Annotated in this window: 21 protein-coding genes; all 21 read left to right on the top strand. The window is 43.8% G+C overall.

What is annotated here, in order from left to right:
* Window positions 1–15 precede the first annotated feature (15 nt).
* The 21 genes from CEQ75_RS01045 to yqeK all read left to right on the top strand — a co-directional run bounded on the left by CEQ75_RS01045 (window position 16) and on the right by yqeK (window position 18375).
* Window positions 16–1047, top strand: a complete 1032-nt coding sequence (locus tag CEQ75_RS01045; protein WP_089608697.1) for a rod shape-determining protein — start codon at window positions 16–18, stop codon at window positions 1045–1047.
* Window positions 1048–1055: 8 nt separating this feature from the next.
* On the top strand, window positions 1056–1904 hold the full coding sequence (gene mreC / locus CEQ75_RS01040; protein WP_242965435.1) for a rod shape-determining protein MreC: 849 nt from the start codon (window positions 1056–1058) through the stop codon (window positions 1902–1904).
* Window positions 1901–2401: a rod shape-determining protein MreD gene (gene mreD, locus CEQ75_RS01035; RefSeq protein ID WP_089608695.1), complete on the top strand. Its 501-nt coding sequence runs from the start codon at window positions 1901–1903 to the stop codon at window positions 2399–2401. Before mreC ends, mreD begins: the two co-directional genes overlap by 4 nt.
* 32 nt (window positions 2402–2433) lie before the next feature.
* Complete coding sequence (gene mrdA, locus CEQ75_RS01030; protein ID WP_242965345.1) at window positions 2434–4326, top strand: penicillin-binding protein 2; 1893 nt, start codon at window positions 2434–2436, stop codon at window positions 4324–4326.
* A 103-nt stretch (window positions 4327–4429) separates the two neighbouring features.
* On the top strand, window positions 4430–4786 hold the full coding sequence (locus CEQ75_RS01025) for a septum site-determining protein MinC (protein ID WP_157677245.1): 357 nt from the start codon (window positions 4430–4432) through the stop codon (window positions 4784–4786).
* Window positions 4787–4831: 45 nt separating this feature from the next.
* Window positions 4832–5626, top strand: coding sequence for a septum site-determining protein MinD (gene minD / locus CEQ75_RS01020; RefSeq protein ID WP_089608693.1), 795 nt, complete (start codon window positions 4832–4834; stop codon window positions 5624–5626).
* A gap of 11 nt (window positions 5627–5637) precedes the next feature.
* Window positions 5638–5919 carry a cell division topological specificity factor MinE gene (minE, locus tag CEQ75_RS01015; protein ID WP_242965344.1) on the top strand — a complete coding sequence of 94 codons (282 nt, stop codon included), beginning with the start codon at window positions 5638–5640 and terminating at the stop codon, window positions 5917–5919.
* 113 nt (window positions 5920–6032) lie between these two features.
* Window positions 6033–7193 carry a rod shape-determining protein RodA gene (gene rodA / locus CEQ75_RS01010; RefSeq protein WP_089608691.1) on the top strand — a complete coding sequence of 387 codons (1161 nt, stop codon included), beginning with the start codon at window positions 6033–6035 and terminating at the stop codon, window positions 7191–7193.
* A gap of 203 nt (window positions 7194–7396) precedes the next feature.
* The gene (locus CEQ75_RS01005; RefSeq protein ID WP_089608690.1) at window positions 7397–8035 is read left to right on the top strand and encodes a M23 family metallopeptidase; all 639 of its coding nucleotides are present in this window, start codon (window positions 7397–7399) and stop codon (window positions 8033–8035) included.
* A 9-nt stretch (window positions 8036–8044) separates the two neighbouring features.
* On the top strand, window positions 8045–8932 hold the full coding sequence (locus CEQ75_RS01000; RefSeq protein WP_157677243.1) for a site-2 protease family protein: 888 nt from the start codon (window positions 8045–8047) through the stop codon (window positions 8930–8932).
* 166 nt (window positions 8933–9098) lie between these two features.
* Window positions 9099–10967, top strand: a complete 1869-nt coding sequence (locus CEQ75_RS00995) for a TIGR03960 family B12-binding radical SAM protein (protein WP_089608688.1) — start codon at window positions 9099–9101, stop codon at window positions 10965–10967.
* Window positions 10967–11656, top strand: a complete 690-nt coding sequence (locus tag CEQ75_RS00990) for a TIGR03936 family radical SAM-associated protein (protein ID WP_157677242.1) — start codon at window positions 10967–10969, stop codon at window positions 11654–11656. Before CEQ75_RS00995 ends, CEQ75_RS00990 begins: the two co-directional genes overlap by 1 nt.
* Before the next feature lie 21 nt (window positions 11657–11677).
* Window positions 11678–13369 (top strand): Rne/Rng family ribonuclease, encoded by a 1692-nt coding sequence (locus CEQ75_RS00985; protein WP_089608686.1) that lies wholly within the window; start codon window positions 11678–11680, stop codon window positions 13367–13369.
* Window positions 13370–13484: 115 nt separating this feature from the next.
* The gene (rplU, locus tag CEQ75_RS00980; protein ID WP_089608685.1) at window positions 13485–13796 is read left to right on the top strand and encodes a 50S ribosomal protein L21; all 312 of its coding nucleotides are present in this window, start codon (window positions 13485–13487) and stop codon (window positions 13794–13796) included.
* 14 nt (window positions 13797–13810) lie between these two features.
* Complete coding sequence (gene rpmA, locus CEQ75_RS00975) at window positions 13811–14077, top strand: 50S ribosomal protein L27 (RefSeq protein ID WP_089608684.1); 267 nt, start codon at window positions 13811–13813, stop codon at window positions 14075–14077.
* A gap of 205 nt (window positions 14078–14282) precedes the next feature.
* A complete protein-coding gene (locus tag CEQ75_RS00970; protein ID WP_089608683.1) occupies window positions 14283–14855 on the top strand; it encodes a Spo0B domain-containing protein in 573 nt (190 codons plus the stop codon).
* Between the two features lie 53 nt (window positions 14856–14908).
* Window positions 14909–16183, top strand: a complete 1275-nt coding sequence (gene obgE / locus CEQ75_RS00965; protein ID WP_089608682.1) for a GTPase ObgE — start codon at window positions 14909–14911, stop codon at window positions 16181–16183.
* A gap of 160 nt (window positions 16184–16343) precedes the next feature.
* Window positions 16344–16634, top strand: coding sequence for a ribosome assembly RNA-binding protein YhbY (gene yhbY, locus CEQ75_RS00960; protein ID WP_089608681.1), 291 nt, complete (start codon window positions 16344–16346; stop codon window positions 16632–16634).
* Window positions 16635–16702: 68 nt separating this feature from the next.
* Window positions 16703–17326, top strand: coding sequence for a nicotinate-nucleotide adenylyltransferase (gene nadD, locus CEQ75_RS00955; RefSeq protein WP_089608680.1), 624 nt, complete (start codon window positions 16703–16705; stop codon window positions 17324–17326).
* Window positions 17327–17359: 33 nt separating this feature from the next.
* A complete protein-coding gene (locus tag CEQ75_RS00950) occupies window positions 17360–17605 on the top strand; it encodes an RNA recognition motif domain-containing protein (protein ID WP_089608679.1) in 246 nt (81 codons plus the stop codon).
* 185 nt (window positions 17606–17790) lie between these two features.
* Window positions 17791–18375 (top strand): bis(5'-nucleosyl)-tetraphosphatase (symmetrical) YqeK, encoded by a 585-nt coding sequence (gene yqeK / locus CEQ75_RS00945; RefSeq protein ID WP_198306599.1) that lies wholly within the window; start codon window positions 17791–17793, stop codon window positions 18373–18375.
* Window positions 18376–18389 lie beyond the last annotated feature (14 nt).

Below are 18389 nucleotides of genomic sequence, written 5' to 3'. Positions count from 1 at the left end.
TAGGATGTGAGATGAATGCTTTTTGCAAGAGATGTAGGAATAGATTTGGGAACTGCGAATACCTTAGTTCATGTAAAAGGTAAAGGGGTTATTCTAAATGAGCCATCTGTGGTAGCGATTCAAAGAGACAGTGGACAGGTATTGGCTGTAGGTGAGGAAGCAAAAAAGATGATTGGACGTACACCGGGAAATATCATTGCGATCCGTCCCATGCGGGATGGTGTCATTGCAAATTTTGATGTTACCCAGAGTATGCTGAAATATTTTATTTTAAAAGCATTGAAATCGAAAAGCCCGTTAATCCGCCCCCGGGTTGTCATATCTGTGCCTTCCGGCGTTACTGCAGTGGAAGAAAGAGCCGTGCGGGAAGCAGCCCTATCTGCCGGGGCCAAGGAGGCCTATTTAATTGAAGAACCGATGGCAGCGGCCATCGGCGCCGGTCTGCCTGTGTCTGAACCAACGGGAAGTATGATTGTAGATATTGGCGGGGGGACGACAGAGATTGCCATTATCTCTTTGGGCGGCATCGTCGCTGTTAAATCCATTCGGGTGGCAGGAGATGAAATGGATGAGGCGATCGTCCATCACGTTAAACGCAATTATAATTTAGCGATCGGCGAACGTACGGCCGAAGAAATAAAGATGGAAATTGGTTCTGCCTACTTGGAAGATGATCTCACCCGTGGTAAAATATTTGATGTGCGGGGCAGAGATTTAGTGAGCGGACTACCAAAGACAATCACGATTTCTGCCGGAGAGGTGCACAGTGCTTTGGCAGAACCGGTAGCCAGTATTCTTGATGCCATTAAAGTCTGTTTGGAACAGGCTCCTCCGGAATTAGCCGCAGACATTATGGATCGGGGCATTATGCTGGCTGGCGGAGGTTCTTTGCTCCATGGCCTGGATCGTTTGGTATCTTTGGAAACAGGGATGCCGGTGCATATCGCAGAAGAACCTCATTGGGCGGTTGTAATGGGCAGCGGCAAGGTTCTGGAAAATATTAACGTATTGCGCCGGGTATTGATTTCACCGAAGAATCGGAGATAAAGGACGTGATGGTTTTGCCCAAGATCTGGAAAAAGGGCAAATGGCTGGTTCTAATAATTGTGATAGCGATCCTATTGAGCTTTGCATATCATACGGGATTGGAGAGAGATAACCTAACTTTCGTGGAAGTTTGGCTGCGCGACATTTTAGCCCCGTTGGAAAGCGGGGCTACAACGGTTTTTAATAAGATTGGGGGGATAACCGGATATTTTACCGGATATGGTGCTTTGGTAAAGGAACGGGATGGTCTTCAAGAAGAAGTAGCTGCTTTAAGGCAGGAAAATGATCTCCTAAAAGATGAACAATTAGAGAATGTGCGCCTAAAGAAGCTTTTGGTAATGAAGGAAGGCATGGCACAGCAATGGCAGATGATTGCGGCTAATGTGATTGGACGTGATCTGAATAATTGGTATCATTCCATCCTTATTGATCGGGGAAGCGGCGATGGTTTGAAAAAAGATATGGTTGTCATTAATTATGATGGCTTGGTAGGGAGAATCATTGCTCTATCTCAAAATTCAGCAGAGGTACTGCTCCTGCCGGATCGAGAGGGTGCGGTAGGGGCCTTGGTGCAAATATCCAGGACCTCGGGCATTATTGAAGGAACGGGCTCAGAAGGATACTTGAGAATGGTTCATCTTCCCCATGATGCAGAGGTGCGGGAAAATCAGATTGTATTGACTTCCGGCTTGGGCGGGGTTTTCCCGGCCGGATTACGTATCGGGTTTATTACGGAAATCATGGTGGAGCCTAATGGCCTGATGAAGCAAGCTCAGGTCAAGCCCTTTGTTGATTTTGAGCATTTGGAGGAGGTTCTGGTTTTAACAAAACCGATAAATGGGGTAGATATACCGTGAGGGTTTTCGTTTTTATTATTGCGATTCTGGTGAGTATTGTGCTTCAAACTAGTTTAAACCTTTTTACCGGAGGAATCAAACCGGATCTGCTGTTAATCTTAGTACTGTTTGTGGCTTTGATGGAAGGGCCTAAGGCAGGGTTAAAGGCCGGCTTTGCGGTAGGTTTGGTAGAAGATCTGGTGACAGGAAAATATCTTGGTCTCTCTATCATTGTCAAAATGATCACGGGATTTTTGGTTGGTTTGCTGGAACCGAAGATTTTTAAGGAAAACTATTTGATTCCGGTGGTTACTTTGATTGTCGGGACCATCCTCCATGAACTTTTGTTTATTTTTTTTGGCAATATCATCGGCATGAATATTCCATGGGGAGAAAATATCTGGCATCGGATTTTCCCCTTGGCCGTATATCAGGGTATTATAGCCTTATTTGCCTATGTGCCTTTTTATAAGATTTATACAAGTAAACGGTTTAAGCAGAATCGTTCAAAGATCTGAGTGACTGTTTATTGGGTAAGGGAGGCAATCTTTTGAAGGATAGGGAAAACGTTAAAAAATTAAATATTTTCTTTGGTGTGATCGTGGTTATCTTCATTGTTTTAGGACTAAGACTTTTTCAATTACAAGTTGTCCAGGCCGATGCCTACGCTCATTTATCCGATAAAAATAAATTTCGTATTACCTCGATCGCGGCGCGGCGCGGCAATATATATGATCGTAATAAAGAGGTCCTGGCCACCAGTAAACCGGTATTTACCATTTCATTAACCGGTGGAGAAATTGAGGAGAAGGAATCTGTGGCAGCTTTGATGGCGGAAATTTTACAAGATCCGGAAATAACCCAGGAATCTATTCTCCAGTCCTTGGAAGATCAAAGCAGGCGGTATGAACCGGTGGTTATTAAACGGCTGCCATACGATGAAGGGATTCAAATGGTGTCCAGAATTGAAGAAAAACGGGAAGATCTGCCGGGAGTGGTCATCAGAGAAGAGCCCATGCGCTATTATCCTCAAGGTGAATTAGCAGGTCATATTATCGGAACGGTAGGTTTGATCAATCAGGAAGAATTAGAAACCCTGGAGGAATATAACTATGGCAGGAATGACTGGATAGGTAAGACCGGTCTGGAGAAAACATTTGAACGTTTTGAGCAAGGAAATAAAGAAATCGGTTTAAGGGGGAAGCATGGAGCGGATCAGGTGGAAGTGAATGCCAAACACCAGCCTGTGAGTACCTGGTCTCATAAGGACCCGATACCGGGAAATTCATTGATGCTCACCATCGATGCCAAGCTCCAGTCAGTGATGGAAACCTCAATAGAAGAAACCCTGCTTAGACTTCAGAAACAAAGGCCAAAAGCGAAAGCCGGGGCTGGGGTTTTAATCGATGTAAAAACCGGTGCCATCTTAGCCATGGCCAGTGCTCCTTATTTGAATCCTAATGATTTTGCCAATGGCTTATCTCCGGACAAGGTTTCCTATTATTGGGATGAAAAATTGAAGCCTACTTTTAACCGGGCCATCGCCGGCACCTATCCTCCGGGATCCACTTTTAAGCCGATGACCGGACTGGCTGCTTTAGCTTCCGGTAAGATTTCCCCTTTGGATACTGTCTATTGCGGACCATCCAACTGGGCAAAGCCTCGGGCCAGGTGCACGGGAACCCATGGGAATGTGAACCTTTACCGAGCCATGGCCGTATCCTGTAATACTTATTTTCAGGAGATGGGTCAACGTATTGGCATTGATCAGCTGCACAAAACAGGACAAGAATTAGGGTTGGGCCAATTAACGGGTATTGAACTCCCGGGAGAGGCAACAGGATTGTTGCCCAGTAAGGAATGGAAAGAAGCATCCTTCACGGGATGGGAATCTACCTGGCGGATATATGATACCTATTTTATGTCCATGGGACAGGGCTACAATTTGTACACGCCTTTGCAATTAGCAAATTACGTGGCTACCATTGCCAATGGGGGGACCAGGATGAAGCCTTATTTGGTAGATAAGATTATTTCATCTGATGGTGAAACCGTGTTGACAGAATTTCAACCTACAGTGGCAGGCAAGGTTGATGCCACAGATCAAATGATTGATGAAATTAAAAAGGCCATGCGTGCTGTTACGGAACCGGGAGGTACTGCTTACTCCCTTTTTAAGGATTTTCCTTCTTCCATTGGGGTAGCGGCAAAAACAGGCACTGCCCAGACAGGACTGCCGGGAGATGATAATAGTAAGGATTATCATGGTGTTTTTGTTGCCTTTGCCCCTTACGATGATCCTGAGGTTGCCTTTGCTGGATTGATGGAATATGGATACCATGGCGGATCCTCTGCCGGTTTAGTCGCGAAGGCAGTCTTTGAAGAATATTTTAAACTAAAAAGACAACCGATTCCCGATACCCTTCCCTCAAGTATGGAGTAGAGGCGAAAACGCAGCTTTTTTTACCATGGGGGAGGATTGTATGGGATAGTGTAGAAATTAGATTATGTTAGAGAAGGAGCGTTATGGCGGCAGGAGGAATGACATGGAACAAGAAGTGTTTGATGGAGTAGTGGGAGAAGATACGCTGTTAGTCCAAAAAACATTGAGATCCGGCCAAAGCATTAGGCACTCCGGTAATGTGGTGGTTTTAGGAGATATCAACCCCGGAGCAGAAATTATTGCCGGAGGGCATGTCATGGTTGCTGGAACGGTGCGTGGTGTAGTCCATGCCGGAGCTTCCGGTAATCAGGCAGCAACAATTACTGCCTTCCACATCAATCCCATCCAGCTAAGAATCGGGAGCATTATTTTTCAGAGAACTGATGAGAACAGGCTTGATTCGGAGCATCTGGTGACAGCCAGGATTGATAAAGGAAGAATCATTATTGATAAAATTTAACCTGGATAATAGAAGTGCAGTTAAACATCGGAGAGGAGTATATTTATGGGAGAAGTATTGGTCATAACTTCCGGTAAAGGTGGTGTTGGCAAAACCACAGCCACTGCCAATATCGGAACAGGCTTGGCGTTATTAGGGAAAAAGGTAGTAATGGTGGATACCGATATCGGATTAAGAAATTTAGATGTAGTTTTGGGTTTGGAAAATCGGATTGTTTATGATATCGTGGATGTGGTGCGGGGAAATTGTCGTTTAAAACAGGCTTTAATTAAAGATAAAAGATTCGAAGGTCTCTTTTTACTGCCGGCTGCGCAAACGAAAGATAAAACGGCAGTTTCGGAAGAGCAAATGATTAAGCTAAGCGCTGATCTGAAGCAAGAATTTGATTTTGTAGTGATAGATTGTCCTGCCGGTATAGAACAAGGTTTTAAAAATGCCATTGCCGGGGCAGATAAAGCAATTGTGGTTACCACCCCTGAGATATCTGCTGTTCGGGATGCAGACCGGATTATCGGTCTATTAGAGGCAGCAGGTCTGAACGACCCGAAGTTGGTGGTGAATCGGATCAGACCCCAGATGGTAAAAAAAGGCGATATGATGAGCATTGAGGATATGATCGACATTTTGGCCGTAGATATTTTAGGGATTGTACCGGACGATGAGGCTATTGTCGTTTCCACGAATCGGGGAGAGCCTGTTGTTTTGGATAATACCTCTCTCTCCGGCGAAGCTTTTCGTAACATTACCAAACGCATCCTGGGAGAGGAAGTTCCTTTGCTCAATTTAGAGCCGAATGTGGGTTGGTTTGAAAAATTAAAAAGATTTGTGACCAGATCTTAAAGGGGGTATAGATGATGAGTTTTGGTGATTTTCTTGGCCGGTTCTTTAGTAAAGAAAACGGAAACAGTAAGAATATAGCAAAAGATCGTTTGCGTTTGGTCTTAGTGCATGATCGGTCGAATGTTTCTCCTGAGATCATGGAACAATTGAAAGAAGATTTGATCGATGTGATCAATAAATATTTGGAGATAGACCAGACTGCCTTGGATGTTTCCTTAAGTACCACAGATGATGATTCCATCGCGTTAGTGGCTAATATACCTATTTTAGGCATGAGGCGGCAAATATCATAATAGTTTCCGGGTTCGAGGATTCGAACCCTATTTTTTTTACGCTGTCTCTTGTGGCGAATTCATAAGGGGCTTATAATAAAATAAAGAGATACTTTAGGGGATATTGAATATTTATGTTTAACACGCGATTTCTTAAGAACATTGACTGGATTTTTATGGGGAGTCTTTTAGCTATCATCTTGGTTAGTTTAGTGATTTTGCGCAGTGCATCTGCCAACGTATTCGACGATCCTTACTATTTTGTTAAAAGACAGGTTTTATGGGCTGTGGTGGGATTGCTTCTGATGTTTTTTGTCGCGTCCTTTGATTATTCTTATTTGGCACGCTTTGGCAATTATATTTATCTGGTCAATATCGCCTTGTTACTTGCCGTTTTTGTCTTAGGTTATGAGTCCAAGGGTGCTCAAAGATGGATTGATTTAGGGTTTTTTGACCTGCAGCCATCAGAACTGGCCAAAGTTGCGATTATTATCAGTTTTGCTGCTTTTCTTGTCAAAAGACAGGGCGGTTTGGAAACTATCTGGGATCTGATACCTTGCTTAGTTTACGTTGGGATTCCCTTACTATTAATCCTGAAACAGCCAGATTTGGGGACCTCCCTGGTGTTTCTGGCTATTCTTTTGGGCATGCTTTGGGTTGGAGGAGCTAACCCCAGAATTATCATGATTATTTTGCTGGTTATTCTCCTTTTCGTTCTGATTATTTTTGGTATCTTATTTATTTCTACGGATGGCTTTCAAAAGGTACCGGAGGATCTGCCGATACCCTTGCCCTTTAAGCCCTACCAGCTTTTACGGCTTGTAATTTTTATTAATCCGGATATGGATCCTTTAGGAGCCGGATACCATGTGATTCAATCCAAAGTTGCCATTGGCTCCGGAGGCTTTTGGGGAAAAGGGTATCAGCAGGGATCCCAGGTGCAAGGAGATTTTTTGCCGGAACATCATACGGATTTCGTTTTTTCCACCATTGGTGAGGAGTTGGGGTTTTTAGGGGGTATCGGTGTTTTAGGTTTATATTTAATACTTTTATGGCGCATGATTTATATTGCCAAAGATGCCAGGGATTTATTTGGCTCTCTGATTGTCACCGGGGTGGCTTCTATGCTGGTCTTTCAGATCCTGATCAATACAGGGATGACCATGGGTATTATGCCTGTAACAGGAATTCCTCTGCCCTTTTTAACATACGGTGGAAGCGGTATGTTAAGCAATATGATCGCCATGGGTCTGGTTTTAAGCGTTAATCTCCATAAGCAGAATCTTCTCTTTTGATGATCAGATTATGATACCAGGATGCTGGATAACAGGTTTTTGCTTGATATTTAATCATCCGCAAAGCCTGTTATTTTTTTAATTTTTAGGAGTGATATTGAAATCAATTTGTAACAGTGAGATTTACATGGAATTTAAATTCATATCTTTCTTCCCGGAGCAATATATATAAATAAGACTTGCATGCCCAGGAGGAGAAAAGAATGTCTTTAAAAATAAAAGAGGATTCCAAGTCACAGAGGATTTTTGTCTGGGGGAGAAAGATCAGAAAAAAGTGGATCTGGCAGCTGGTGGTTTCCTTGTGGGTTGTTATATTAATTTGGGTGTTAATAGGTTCAGAAAGTTCCTTGGGCGGAATGGCAAAAAATATCATCACTTCTTCCCTATCCTCTGAAAATGATTGGACACCGGCGATTCAAGAGGTGATCAGCCTTAGCACGGGGGATGCTGATTTACTTGAGCCTATGGTTTTGCCCGTTTCCGGAATTGTGACACAAAACTTTGGCTGGAGTGCTGATAATGGTAATCAAGAAAACGGCTGGCATGGAGGTATCGATATCAAAAGTCAAAAGATCCAGCCTGTGAAGGCCGGGGCGGCCGGAATTGTCGAAGAGATCTCCGGTGATATTCACCAGGGGTATCAAGTGACGATCAAGCATAATGCCGAGCTAACCAGTATTTATGGCAACTTAGCCCGAGTCAAGGTCAGTCCGAATCAACAAATCAGACAAGGAGACTCCATTGGAGAAACAGGTAAGGGTGAGATTCATTTTGAGATTCGTCTCAAAGGAACTTCGGTAGATCCCTTGGATTATTTGCGCAGCAGCCGAGCTGACGTTTGATTGTAGGAAATGATGAAAATAGGTCAGTTGTACGGCATTCAGATTAGGGCATCGATGCTCCTGCCCCTTCTTTTGATAGTGTGTTTTTTACTGGGGATTGGAGCGCAGGCGGTGATGGTTTTTGGCATTTTGATGGCCCATGAGCTGGGACATGTAATGGTTGCCAGGTATTGGGGGATTCAGGTAAAAACCATTGACTTGCTTCCCCTGGGAGGGGTAGCTCGCATGGAAAATATCTACGCCGGAGGTCTAAAAAAAGAGCTGACCCTGGCTTTAGCCGGTCCTGGTGTGAACTTTTTACTGGCCTGTGTTTTTGGACTATTCCTCTATTTTGATTTTAGGCCGGAAGAGACTTGGGTATTTCTTTGGCAGGCAACCCTGGCCATCGGTTGTTTTAATTTAATCCCCATGTGGCCTTTTGATGGCGGCCGGATTTTGCGCGGGATTTTGTCCCGTTTCATCGGTTATTTTTATACAGCCAAGCTGGTGTTTATGCTGGGACAAATCGGAGCCGCATTTTTTTTTATTTATGGGGCATGGGCCTTGCATCAGAGTTGGGCAAACTTTCATTGGTGGGTGATCGCTGCTTATTTATTTTATATCAATGAGCAAGAGCAGAAGATGGCTTTTATTAGTTTCATGAGCTATCTGACTCAAAAGGAAAAAGAAATAAAAGAGGATGGTTTTTTGCCGGCCAGCATTCTGATAGCTTGCCCCCAGGTTACTTTGGAAAAGATCATGATCAGGTTAGTCCCATTTCGATATCATCTCGTTTTTGTATTAAATCATCAGGGGCAATTATTAGGTGTCATCACGGAGAAAACCATGATCAATATGATTTTTCAAGGTTACCGTGACATTACCCTAGAGGAAGTTTTAGTGCTAACGGGTAAATAGCAGGAAATTTTTCTTCATTTGTTGAATGCCTATGGTGTATAATATACTTTTTAGAATTGCTTAACCAAATAAAAGCTGGTCATACTATTAATATAATCAGTGTTCTTAGAAGTATTAGTTGCACTTATATTTTCTGAAAGTAGAAACAAGAATTACGGAGGGAAAAATGCAGGAATTTATTGCACAACATATTTTGCCCAAGGTCACCAAGCCCAGTCAATACATTGGTGATGAATGGAATATCATTAAAAAGGATTGGGATCAATGCCGGATTAAATCAGCTTTTCTTTTTCCTGATGTATATGAAATCGGGATGTCCCATTTGGGATTACGAATTTTGTACCATGTAGTAAATCAACGGGATGAATACTTAATGGAACGCTCCTTTGCTCCGATGGTGGATATGGAGGAATTAATGCGCGCCCGGCAGATACCTTTGTTCAGCTGGGAATCTTATCGTCCCTTAAAGGAATTTGATCTTTTAGGATTTACCCTTCAATATGAAATGAGCTATACCAATATTCTCAATATGATAGACTTATCAGGGATTCCTCTTCGCTCAAAAGAGCGGGATCACCGTTTTCCTTTAATTATTGCCGGAGGACCTTGTGCCTACAATCCGGAACCCTTAGCGGATTTCATCGATTTATTTGTTTTGGGCGAAGGAGAAGAAGTACTGCTGGAAATAATGGACCTGTTAAATGATGAGAAAAGCAAAGACGGGGCTTTTGATAAGTACCAATTTCTAAAAAAAGCGGCACAAATTCGGGGCATTTATGTTCCCCAGTTTTATCAGCCGGTTTATCTGGAAAATGGGCTTCTTCAGGAGGTTAAGGTGCTGGAGGCAGATGTTCCGGAAATTGTCTATAAAAGAGTAATCACTAATTTTTCGGAAGCGGACTTCCCCGAAAAGACCATGGTGCCACATACTGAAGCCATCCATGATCGGGTGATGTTGGAAATTCTGCGGGGATGCTCCCGGGGCTGCCGCTTTTGTCAAGCAGGCATAATTTATCGTCCGGTGCGGGAACGCGACGTAGAGAAATTGCTGGATCAGGCAGAAACCCTGATCGAAAGTACCGGGTATGACGAAATCGCCCTGACCTCTTTAAGCTCCCTGGATTATACTTGTATTGATCCCTTGATCAAAGAATTATTAAAGCGTTTCCAGGAACAAAAGGTTGGCATTTCCTTACCTTCTCTCAGGGTGGATGCTTTTTCTGTGGATCTGGCCCGAAAAGTGCAACAGGTACGAAAAAGCGGCCTGACCTTTGCGCCGGAAGCAGGTTCTCAGCGCCTTAGAGATGTAATCAATAAAGGTGTTAGAGAAGAGGATATCCTGGAGACGGTGACCGCAGCTTTTTCCCAGGGATGGACTTCCATTAAACTTTATTTTATGATCGGGTTGCCTACGGAAACCTATGAGGATTTAGATGGTATTGCGGATTTGGCTGCTAAAATCTTAGGCCTTGGGCGGAGGGTCAAGCCTAAGGGCATCAAGAAGCCTATTTCTATTACGGTCAGTGCCTCATCCTTTGTACCCAAAGCCCATACTCCTTTTCAATGGGCAGGCCAGGAAGGGGCAAATTCACTGCGGGAGAAACAGCACTACTTAAAAGACAAGTTTCATTCCATGAAAAATGTGACCTTCAACTACCATGATGTGGAAGTTAGTTTTTTGGAAGCAGCCTTTGCCCGGGGTGATCGAAGATTAGGGGATGTTTTGGAGCAAGCCTGGCAATCAGGATGTAAATTTGACGGGTGGTCGGAACATTTTAAATATCATCTTTGGATGGAAGCCTTTACTGCTTGCGGTTTAGATCCTGTCTTTTTTGCCAATCGCAACTTTGGGGAGGATGAGGTTTTACCTTGGGATCATCTTTCCAGCGGTGTCTCCAAAAGTTGGCTCTTAAAGGAATACCACAAGGCCATTGAAGAAAAACCCACTCCGGACTGCCGGGAAAATCCCTGCCATGGATGCGGTGTGTGCCCCCAGATGGATCTTTGGCCGGAGCTGCTGGAGGGAAGAAAATAATGCGCATTCGATCATGCTTTGCGATCACAGGGAAGATCAGATTTCTCTCCCATCTGGATTTATTAAAAGTAATGGAACGTGCCTTGAAACGGGCTCAGTTGCCTGTAACCTTTTCCCAGGGCTTTAATCCTCATCCCCAAATTGCTTTTGCCACGGCCAAGTCGGTGGGGTTAGCCAGTACCTGCGAATATTTTGATGTAGAATTGGATCAAACCATGGATCCCTCAGAATTTCAGAGAAGGTTGCAGGAAAAGTGTCCTCATGGCATTGAGATTTTACAGAGCCGGGAAATTCCTTCGGATGCCCGGGCTTTAATGGCGTTGATTAATAGTGCTTCTTATCAAGTGCTGGTGCAAACGAAAGATGCCCTGACGGGGGAAGAACTGGACAAAAAAATTGCAGAACTTTTTGCCCGGACGGAAATCAAAGTAGAAAGAATCTCTCCTAAAAAGAGAAAGGAATTTGATATTAGACCGGGGATTTTTAGTTTGACTTACTCCATGGATGCACCCCAAAGAGTTTTATTGGAAATGGATCTAAGTATGGGCAACCTAGGAAATGTCAGACCTCATGAAGTTGTGGTTGCTTTGGGCCTGGATGATTATGAAATCCTGGATATTACCAGGGTGGAAATGTTTATCGGAAGTGCAAACGGTGCGAAAATAACCGACCTTTGGCAGACGAAATAAGCTTTGTAGGATGTGTTTCTTGTGTATAAAGAGATATTAATTAAGATTGAGCCGGAAGAAACCGCCGTTGCCGTGGTTGAAGACCATCAATTGGCAGAGATTTACATTGAACGAACGAATAATCAAAGAATTGCCGGGAATATCTATAAGGGTTTAGTGGAAAATGTCTTGCCTGGGATGCAGGCAGCCTTTGTGGACATTGGCTTGGAGAAAAATAGTTTTCTTTACGTGGAAGATGCCGTGCCGCAGCATAACGGCGATGATGAAGGGGATGAAAAACACAGCCAATATTCCATTGGCGAAGTAGTGAAGGGCGGACAGGAGATTCTTGTCCAAATTGTCAAGGAACCGGTAGGCACCAAAGGTGCCCGGGTGACAACTCATTTAACCTTGCCCGGCCGATATTTGGTGTTAATGCCTACTGTAGATTATATCGGGATTTCCCGCCGTATCGTCTCCGAAGGGGAAAGGAAACGATTAAAAGCATTGGCCGAAGAGGTAAAACCCGAAGGCATGGGATTAATTGTGCGTACCGTCGCTGAGGGGATGTCCCAGGATGAGTTGAACTCTGATGTGACCATGCTTGTGAATCTATGGGAAAAGATTCAAAATAAAGCTTTGAGAAGCAATGCACCTCAATTAATTCATAAGGATTTGGAACTGCTCCAGCGCATTGTACGGGACACTTTGACAGATGACGTAGACCGGGTCTTAGTAAATTCCCAGGAAGATTATGAGAAAATACTGGAGATTCTGGACCTAACTGTGCCGATGATGAAGAATCGGGTAATGATCAAAGGTGAGAAGGATATTTATTCTACCTACGATATTCCTGCTCAAATGGCAAAGGCAATGAAACGAAAGGTATGGTTAAAATCCGGTGGGTATTTGGTTGTGGATCAGATGGAGGCATTAACCGCCATTGATGTGAATACAGGAAAATACGTTGGTACCACGAATCTTTCTGATACGGTGCTGAAGACTAATTTGGAAGCTACCATCGAGATCGTGCGTCAGCTGCGGGTAAGAAATATTGGCGGAATTATAATAATTGACTTTATTGATATGGAAATTCCCCAGCATAAGGCATTGGTGATTGAGGCCTTGGAAAATGAGATAAAAAAGGATAAAACAAAAACCAATATTTTAGGTTTTACCCAATTGGGCCTGTTGGAAATGACACGCAAAAAGTCGGGACAAGGTTTGATCCATGTTTTGCAGAAGGATTGCCCTTTTTGTGAAGGCAAAGGAAAGGTGCTTTCGGAAGAAAGCGTCTCCCTGGACGCAAAAAGGGAGATTATTGCTTTGTGTGAAAATAGCGGAGCTCCGGCCATATTGGTGGAGGCGAATCCCTCTGTGGCCGCATGTCTCATTGGCACCGGAGGCCATAATCTGAAAATTTTAGAGCAACGGGCGGGGAAATCCGTTGTGATTAAAGGTGTACCGGGCATGCGCATGGAAGAAACCATGATCCGGCCTGCCTATGATCCGGATGAGGCTGCAAAGAAAGTGATCCCGGTCCAAGTAGGTCAAAGGCTCTTTTTAAAGGTGGAAGAACCCCATGCCGGTCATCAGGGAGACGGAATTGCCCGGATTGAAGGCTTCGTGATTGATATTGAAGAAGGTGGCGCTTTGTTGGGGCAGGAGGTTTTGGTGGAAATATCAAAAATTCACCGGACTTTTGCCAATGCTTTTATTGTTTCCGCACCTTGACATCAATGGGGGGTTATGCTAAAATCATTCTGTTACGTTTTGAAACCGCATCTGTGAGGTATAAGTGTCTGAGACCACCGAAATGGGGCGAGTATTTGACGTGAGGAGGTGCAAGATGTACGCAATCATTGAAACCGGCGGCAAACAGTATAAGGTAGCCGAAGGCGATGTAGTCAGGGTGGAAAAACTTCCTGTGGAAGAAGAACAAACTGTAGAAATCGATAAGGTTTTAGCTGTAAGTAAGGACGGTGCTCTAACCGTGGGCTCTCCGACAGTAAACGGAGCCAAAGTTATTTTCAAGGTATTGGGACAGGGCAAAGGTAAAAAAGTCATTGTCTTTAAATACAAACCAAAGAAAAATATTCGAAAAAAACAGGGCCATCGTCAGCCCTTCACAAAACTATTAGTTGAAAAAATTGAAGCTTAAGGAGGTGGGATCTAATGGCACATAAGAAGGCCGGAGGTAGTTCAAGGAATGGTCGTGACAGTGCAGCGCAGCGTTTGGGCTTAAAACGTTCAGACGGGCAGTTTGTTACCGCAGGCAGCATTATCGTTCGCCAAAGGGGTACCAAATTCCACCCAGGGGTCAATGTTGGCTTGGGTAAGGATGATACCTTATTTGCTAAGATGGACGGGTATGTGAAGTTTGAGCGGAAAAGTCAAACGAAAAAACAAGTTAGTGTTTATGGCGAAACTGCTGCTATCTAATTAACTTATAATTGTTTACTGAAAGGTTGTTGATACATATCAACAACCTTTTTTAAATAGGTGAAAACCTTAGGAGTTGGCTGAACACTTGCGGTGAGCGGGTGAGTAGAACCTTTTTAGTGCTTAAAAAAGGGAGTGAAAATAGGAGCTCCCACTTATAGAAGTGGGAGTCTTGGAATTTGATAAAGGGAGGCGCCATGGGCTTATGGATCAATATTCGCTATGCAATGGAATGGTGGGTCTCTTTCGAGAAGAAAGGCACGACTTTTTAAATCATTTACAGATTGTCCTGGGTTATTTGCAAATAAATAAAGAAGAGAGTGCCATCGCCTATATTAAACAGGTCCATCAGGAGATGCAGGAAATCAGCGCATTAACAAGATTAGAAAATCCATTTTTGGTTGTGGCACTACTCTTGGCGACGCAAAAGAGCAAACATTTTGACATCAAGCTATCCTTTCATATGGAACAAAGTTTGACTTCACTTCAAGAGTATCAGGAAAGTGTCATAAATAAACTAATGATCATCATGGATCAGATCCTGGAGTTTCTTGATTTGAATTCCACAGGATATGAGCGCCAGGTGGAGATCGCCTTTCAGGAAAACGATCATCATATCATTTGGGTGATTACCTGCTCCCCGGATGTATCCTTGGAGTCCGTGGCTTGGGAATGGCAAAATCAACGGGAACAAGCATGGTTGAGCGGTAATAGCTGTCAAGTCGAAAAATCCGAGCATGAGACCAGGTTAACTGTTTATATTGCCAAGAATAATTAAGGAACATAGGTTTAACAATAAAGATAAAATAAAAAAGGATTGAGGAATTCTATATGTTTTATGATCGAGCAAAGATCTATGTGAAAGGCGGAGATGGCGGAAACGGCATTGTTGCCTTTCGAAGAGAAAAATACATTCCTGAAGGAGGTCCCTGCGGCGGAGACGGGGGCAAAGGCGGCAATGTCATTATTGAAGCTGATGAAGGCTTGCGTACCCTGATTGATTTTAAATATCGGCAGCATTATAAAGGAGAGAGGGGTCAGCACGGCCAGGGTAAAGGGATGCATGGGAAAAAAGGCACAGATCTGACCATGCGCGTGCCTTTAGGTACAGTAGTGCGTGATGCGGAAACAGGGGAGCTTGTGGCCGATATCGTTTCCCAAGGTCAAAAGGTAATTGTCGCCAAAGGCGGTCGCGGAGGGCGGGGCAATACTCGCTTTGTGTCATCCAATAACCGGGTGCCGGATTTTGCCGAGAACGGGGAGCCTGGAAGAGAAAGATGGCTTATTTTGGAGTTAAAGTTGTTAGCTGATGTGGGGTTAGTTGGATTTCCCAATGCCGGCAAATCAACGCTGATATCTCGTGTCTCTGCTGCTAAACCGAAAATTGCTGATTATCCTTTTACAACATTATCCCCTAACTTAGGCATGGTACGGGTGGGGGAAGGGGAAAGTTTCGTTTGGGCAGATATTCCCGGGTTGATTGAAGGGGCCCATACCGGAGCGGGCCTGGGGCATCATTTCTTGCGCCATTTGGAACGAACTAAGGTATTGATCCATGTGGTGGATATCTCCGAGCAGCCTGATCGTACCCCGTGGGAGGATTTTGCCATTATTAATCAGGAGTTAAAGGCCTATAAAGAAGATTTGTCCCATCGTCCTCAAATTGTTGCGGCCAATAAAATGGATCTTCCCGGCGGGGAAGAACGTTTATTGGAATTTAAGGATAAAATTGGACCAGGTTATGAGGTCTTCCCCATATCTGCCGTTACGGGAAAAGGGTTAGAGCCCTTAATTCAACGTGCTTTGGAGCTAGTGCGCACCGCAGAAAAAGAAATCCCAGCACCGGTGGAAACGGAAATCAGACAGGTAAAAGTAATTCCCCAAGAGAGATTTAAAATCTCTCGAAATGATGCAGGATTTTTTGTCGTCTCCGGTGAAGAAGTGGAGAAGCATGTAGCCATGACCGATTTTAATAATGATGCGGCAGTGCGCAGGCTGCAACGTATTTTTAAGGTTATGGGTTTGGATCAAGCATTAAGAGAAAAAGGGGCAAAGGCAGGAGATGTAATCCAGATCAGTTCTTTGGAATTCGATTTTGCGGACTAATTATGGCAGGTCTTTTCAGACCTGCTTTTTGAACATCCGGACGTAAGGTTGAAAGGATCGGAGAAAGATATTAAATGATTGGGTAAATAAGAAAAATGTGATATAATAGCCTAAATTAATGTGAGGGGGAGGTGTGGTTCCGGCTAAGTGTCGGTAAACTATGCTGACTGGAAAACAACGCAGGTATTTACGTGCTTTAGGCACAGGGATTGATCCTATTTTTCAAATCGGTAAGGGTGGTTTAAACGAAAACCTGATCAAACAACTGAGTGATGCTTTGGAAGCCCGGGAACTGATTAAGGTTAAGGTGCTGTCCAACAGCGATGAGGATCCCAGAGAAGCAGGGAATGAAATCGTTTCCGCCATCAATGCCGAATTGGTTCAGGTTATTGGGAGGAATATCCTTCTTTTTCGCAGGTCGGAAAAGAAGCCTCAAATTGAACTGCCTTGAGTATTCATTCTTTATTTAAAACAAGGATTTTGTTATCGTGATGACAAAATCGGGAATAAGGCGGAGCTATGAATAAAGCAATCGGTATTATGGGAGGTACCTTTGACCCTATCCATTACGGTCATTTGGTAACTGCAGAGGCTGCCCGCTACGGGTACAAACTGGACAAGGTTATCTTTGTTCCCTCGGGACGTCCGCCTCATAAAAAAGAACGGCAAATCACGGCGGCGGAACATCGATATAACATGACTGAATTGGCAGTGAAAAGCAATCCTTATTTTCAAATTTCCCGAGTGGAATTGGATCGGCCGGGATATTCTTATGCCATTGATACCATGTCCCAATTTGTGGAACAATATGGTTCGGATGCGGAGCTCTATTTCATTACCGGTGCCGATGCAATTTTAGAAATTATTACATGGAAGAATGTAGATAAGTTGATGGAATATTGTCAGTTTATTGCGGCAACCAGACCAGGATTCCATTTAGATGATCTGCACCAACTGCCGGATAAATTCATCCGGAAGATAATTTTTATGGAAGTTCCTGCATTGGCGATTTCCTCCTCGGATATTCGCAGGCGGGTGGCCGAACACCGTCCTATTAAATATTTGTTGCCGGAACCGGTGGAGAATTATATTTATCAACATGATTTATATCGGGAAGTATATTCTTCATCTCCGGGTAAATAATAGTTATAAATGTTACTTGTGAGGTGAAGAATAATGCGGACACTATATGTAGGGAATTTGCCCTGGTCGACTAAATCAGAAGAATTAACAACAGCCTTTGGCGCACATGGTGAGGTTATGAACAGTCGAATTATTACGGATCGGGAAACCGGGCGCAGCAAGGGCTTTGGTTTTGTTGAGGTCAATGATGAAGATGTAGAGAAAATGATTGAAGCGATGAACGGACGGGAGTTTTCCGGACGAGTTCTTACTGTGAGTGAGGCAAAACCCCGAGAATGATCAACAGAGTTCTTGGCATCAACCTTTTTAATTTATACTTTTTGAAAGTATAAAAAATTCTTAACCTCCTTTAGTAAAAGAAAAAAGGAGGTTTACTTATCTTTTGGGAGGAAAAATCCGGGTTAATATGGAATTAGTTGATAGGGTATTTAATAAAGGGAAATAACAGGATGGGGCAAAAATTTATGACAGATAGGGCAGATAAGACACATATGGCATATCAGAGGGTGATTAAAGAAAAGTTATCCACTCCTCGTTATCGTCATGCCTTAGGGGTGGCAGAAACTGCTCAGAAATTGGCAGAATTTTGGGGTGCTGATCCGGAAAAAGCCTGGCTGGCCGGTATGCTTCATGATTATGCCCGGGAATATCCTCCGGAAGAGCTATTAGAGATGGCAACAAATTATGGTTTAACCATATTAAGGGAAGAGCGGATTCATCCCGTGGTGCTTCATGCTCCCGTTGGTGCTTTGCTGGTAAAGAAGGAACTGGGCATACAGGATCAGGAAGTCTTAGATGCCATCGCTAAACATACAGTGGGGGGTGAGCATCTCTCTTTATTGGATAAGATTATATATTTGGCGGATTTAATCGAACCCAACCGCCGCTGGCCGGGAGTTGAAGAGCTGCGTCGGGAGGTTTATTATGACCTTGATCTGGCATTGAAGCACGCGCTGGAAGGCACCCTTAATCTGCTTCGAAAAAAAGGTCAGGTCATTCATCCCAATTCTACACTCATGTATCAACAATTATCTTTAATCAGGAAATAAAACAGGTGCATCTG

The sequence above is a fragment of the Dehalobacterium formicoaceticum genome, assembly GCF_002224645.1.
Classification (GTDB): domain Bacteria; phylum Bacillota; class Dehalobacteriia; order Dehalobacteriales; family Dehalobacteriaceae; genus Dehalobacterium; species Dehalobacterium formicoaceticum.
Note: the sequence above shows the minus strand (reverse complement) of the source record. Positions and strands in the feature narration are given on the sequence as shown.

Coding starts and splice junctions, on each gene's coding strand:
- CEQ75_RS00990 (WP_157677242.1), top strand. CDS start 10,967: ATGCGCATTCGATCATGCTTTGCGATCACAGGGAAGATCAGATTTCTC.
- CEQ75_RS01005 (WP_089608690.1), top strand. CDS start 7,397: ATGTCTTTAAAAATAAAAGAGGATTCCAAGTCACAGAGGATTTTTGTC.
- CEQ75_RS01000 (WP_157677243.1), top strand. CDS start 8,045: ATGATGAAAATAGGTCAGTTGTACGGCATTCAGATTAGGGCATCGATG.
- CEQ75_RS01045 (WP_089608697.1), top strand. CDS start 16: ATGCTTTTTGCAAGAGATGTAGGAATAGATTTGGGAACTGCGAATACC.
- mreC (WP_242965435.1), top strand. CDS start 1,056: ATGGTTTTGCCCAAGATCTGGAAAAAGGGCAAATGGCTGGTTCTAATA.
- yqeK (WP_198306599.1), top strand. CDS start 17,791: ATGACAGATAGGGCAGATAAGACACATATGGCATATCAGAGGGTGATT.
- rpmA (WP_089608684.1), top strand. CDS start 13,811: ATGGCACATAAGAAGGCCGGAGGTAGTTCAAGGAATGGTCGTGACAGT.
- CEQ75_RS00995 (WP_089608688.1), top strand. CDS start 9,099: ATGCAGGAATTTATTGCACAACATATTTTGCCCAAGGTCACCAAGCCC.
- minD (WP_089608693.1), top strand. CDS start 4,832: ATGGGAGAAGTATTGGTCATAACTTCCGGTAAAGGTGGTGTTGGCAAA.
- CEQ75_RS00950 (WP_089608679.1), top strand. CDS start 17,360: ATGCGGACACTATATGTAGGGAATTTGCCCTGGTCGACTAAATCAGAA.
- rplU (WP_089608685.1), top strand. CDS start 13,485: ATGTACGCAATCATTGAAACCGGCGGCAAACAGTATAAGGTAGCCGAA.
- CEQ75_RS01025 (WP_157677245.1), top strand. CDS start 4,430: ATGGAACAAGAAGTGTTTGATGGAGTAGTGGGAGAAGATACGCTGTTA.
- CEQ75_RS00970 (WP_089608683.1), top strand. CDS start 14,283: ATGGATCAATATTCGCTATGCAATGGAATGGTGGGTCTCTTTCGAGAA.
- nadD (WP_089608680.1), top strand. CDS start 16,703: ATGAATAAAGCAATCGGTATTATGGGAGGTACCTTTGACCCTATCCAT.
- rodA (WP_089608691.1), top strand. CDS start 6,033: ATGTTTAACACGCGATTTCTTAAGAACATTGACTGGATTTTTATGGGG.
- yhbY (WP_089608681.1), top strand. CDS start 16,344: ATGCTGACTGGAAAACAACGCAGGTATTTACGTGCTTTAGGCACAGGG.
- minE (WP_242965344.1), top strand. CDS start 5,638: ATGATGAGTTTTGGTGATTTTCTTGGCCGGTTCTTTAGTAAAGAAAAC.
- obgE (WP_089608682.1), top strand. CDS start 14,909: ATGTTTTATGATCGAGCAAAGATCTATGTGAAAGGCGGAGATGGCGGA.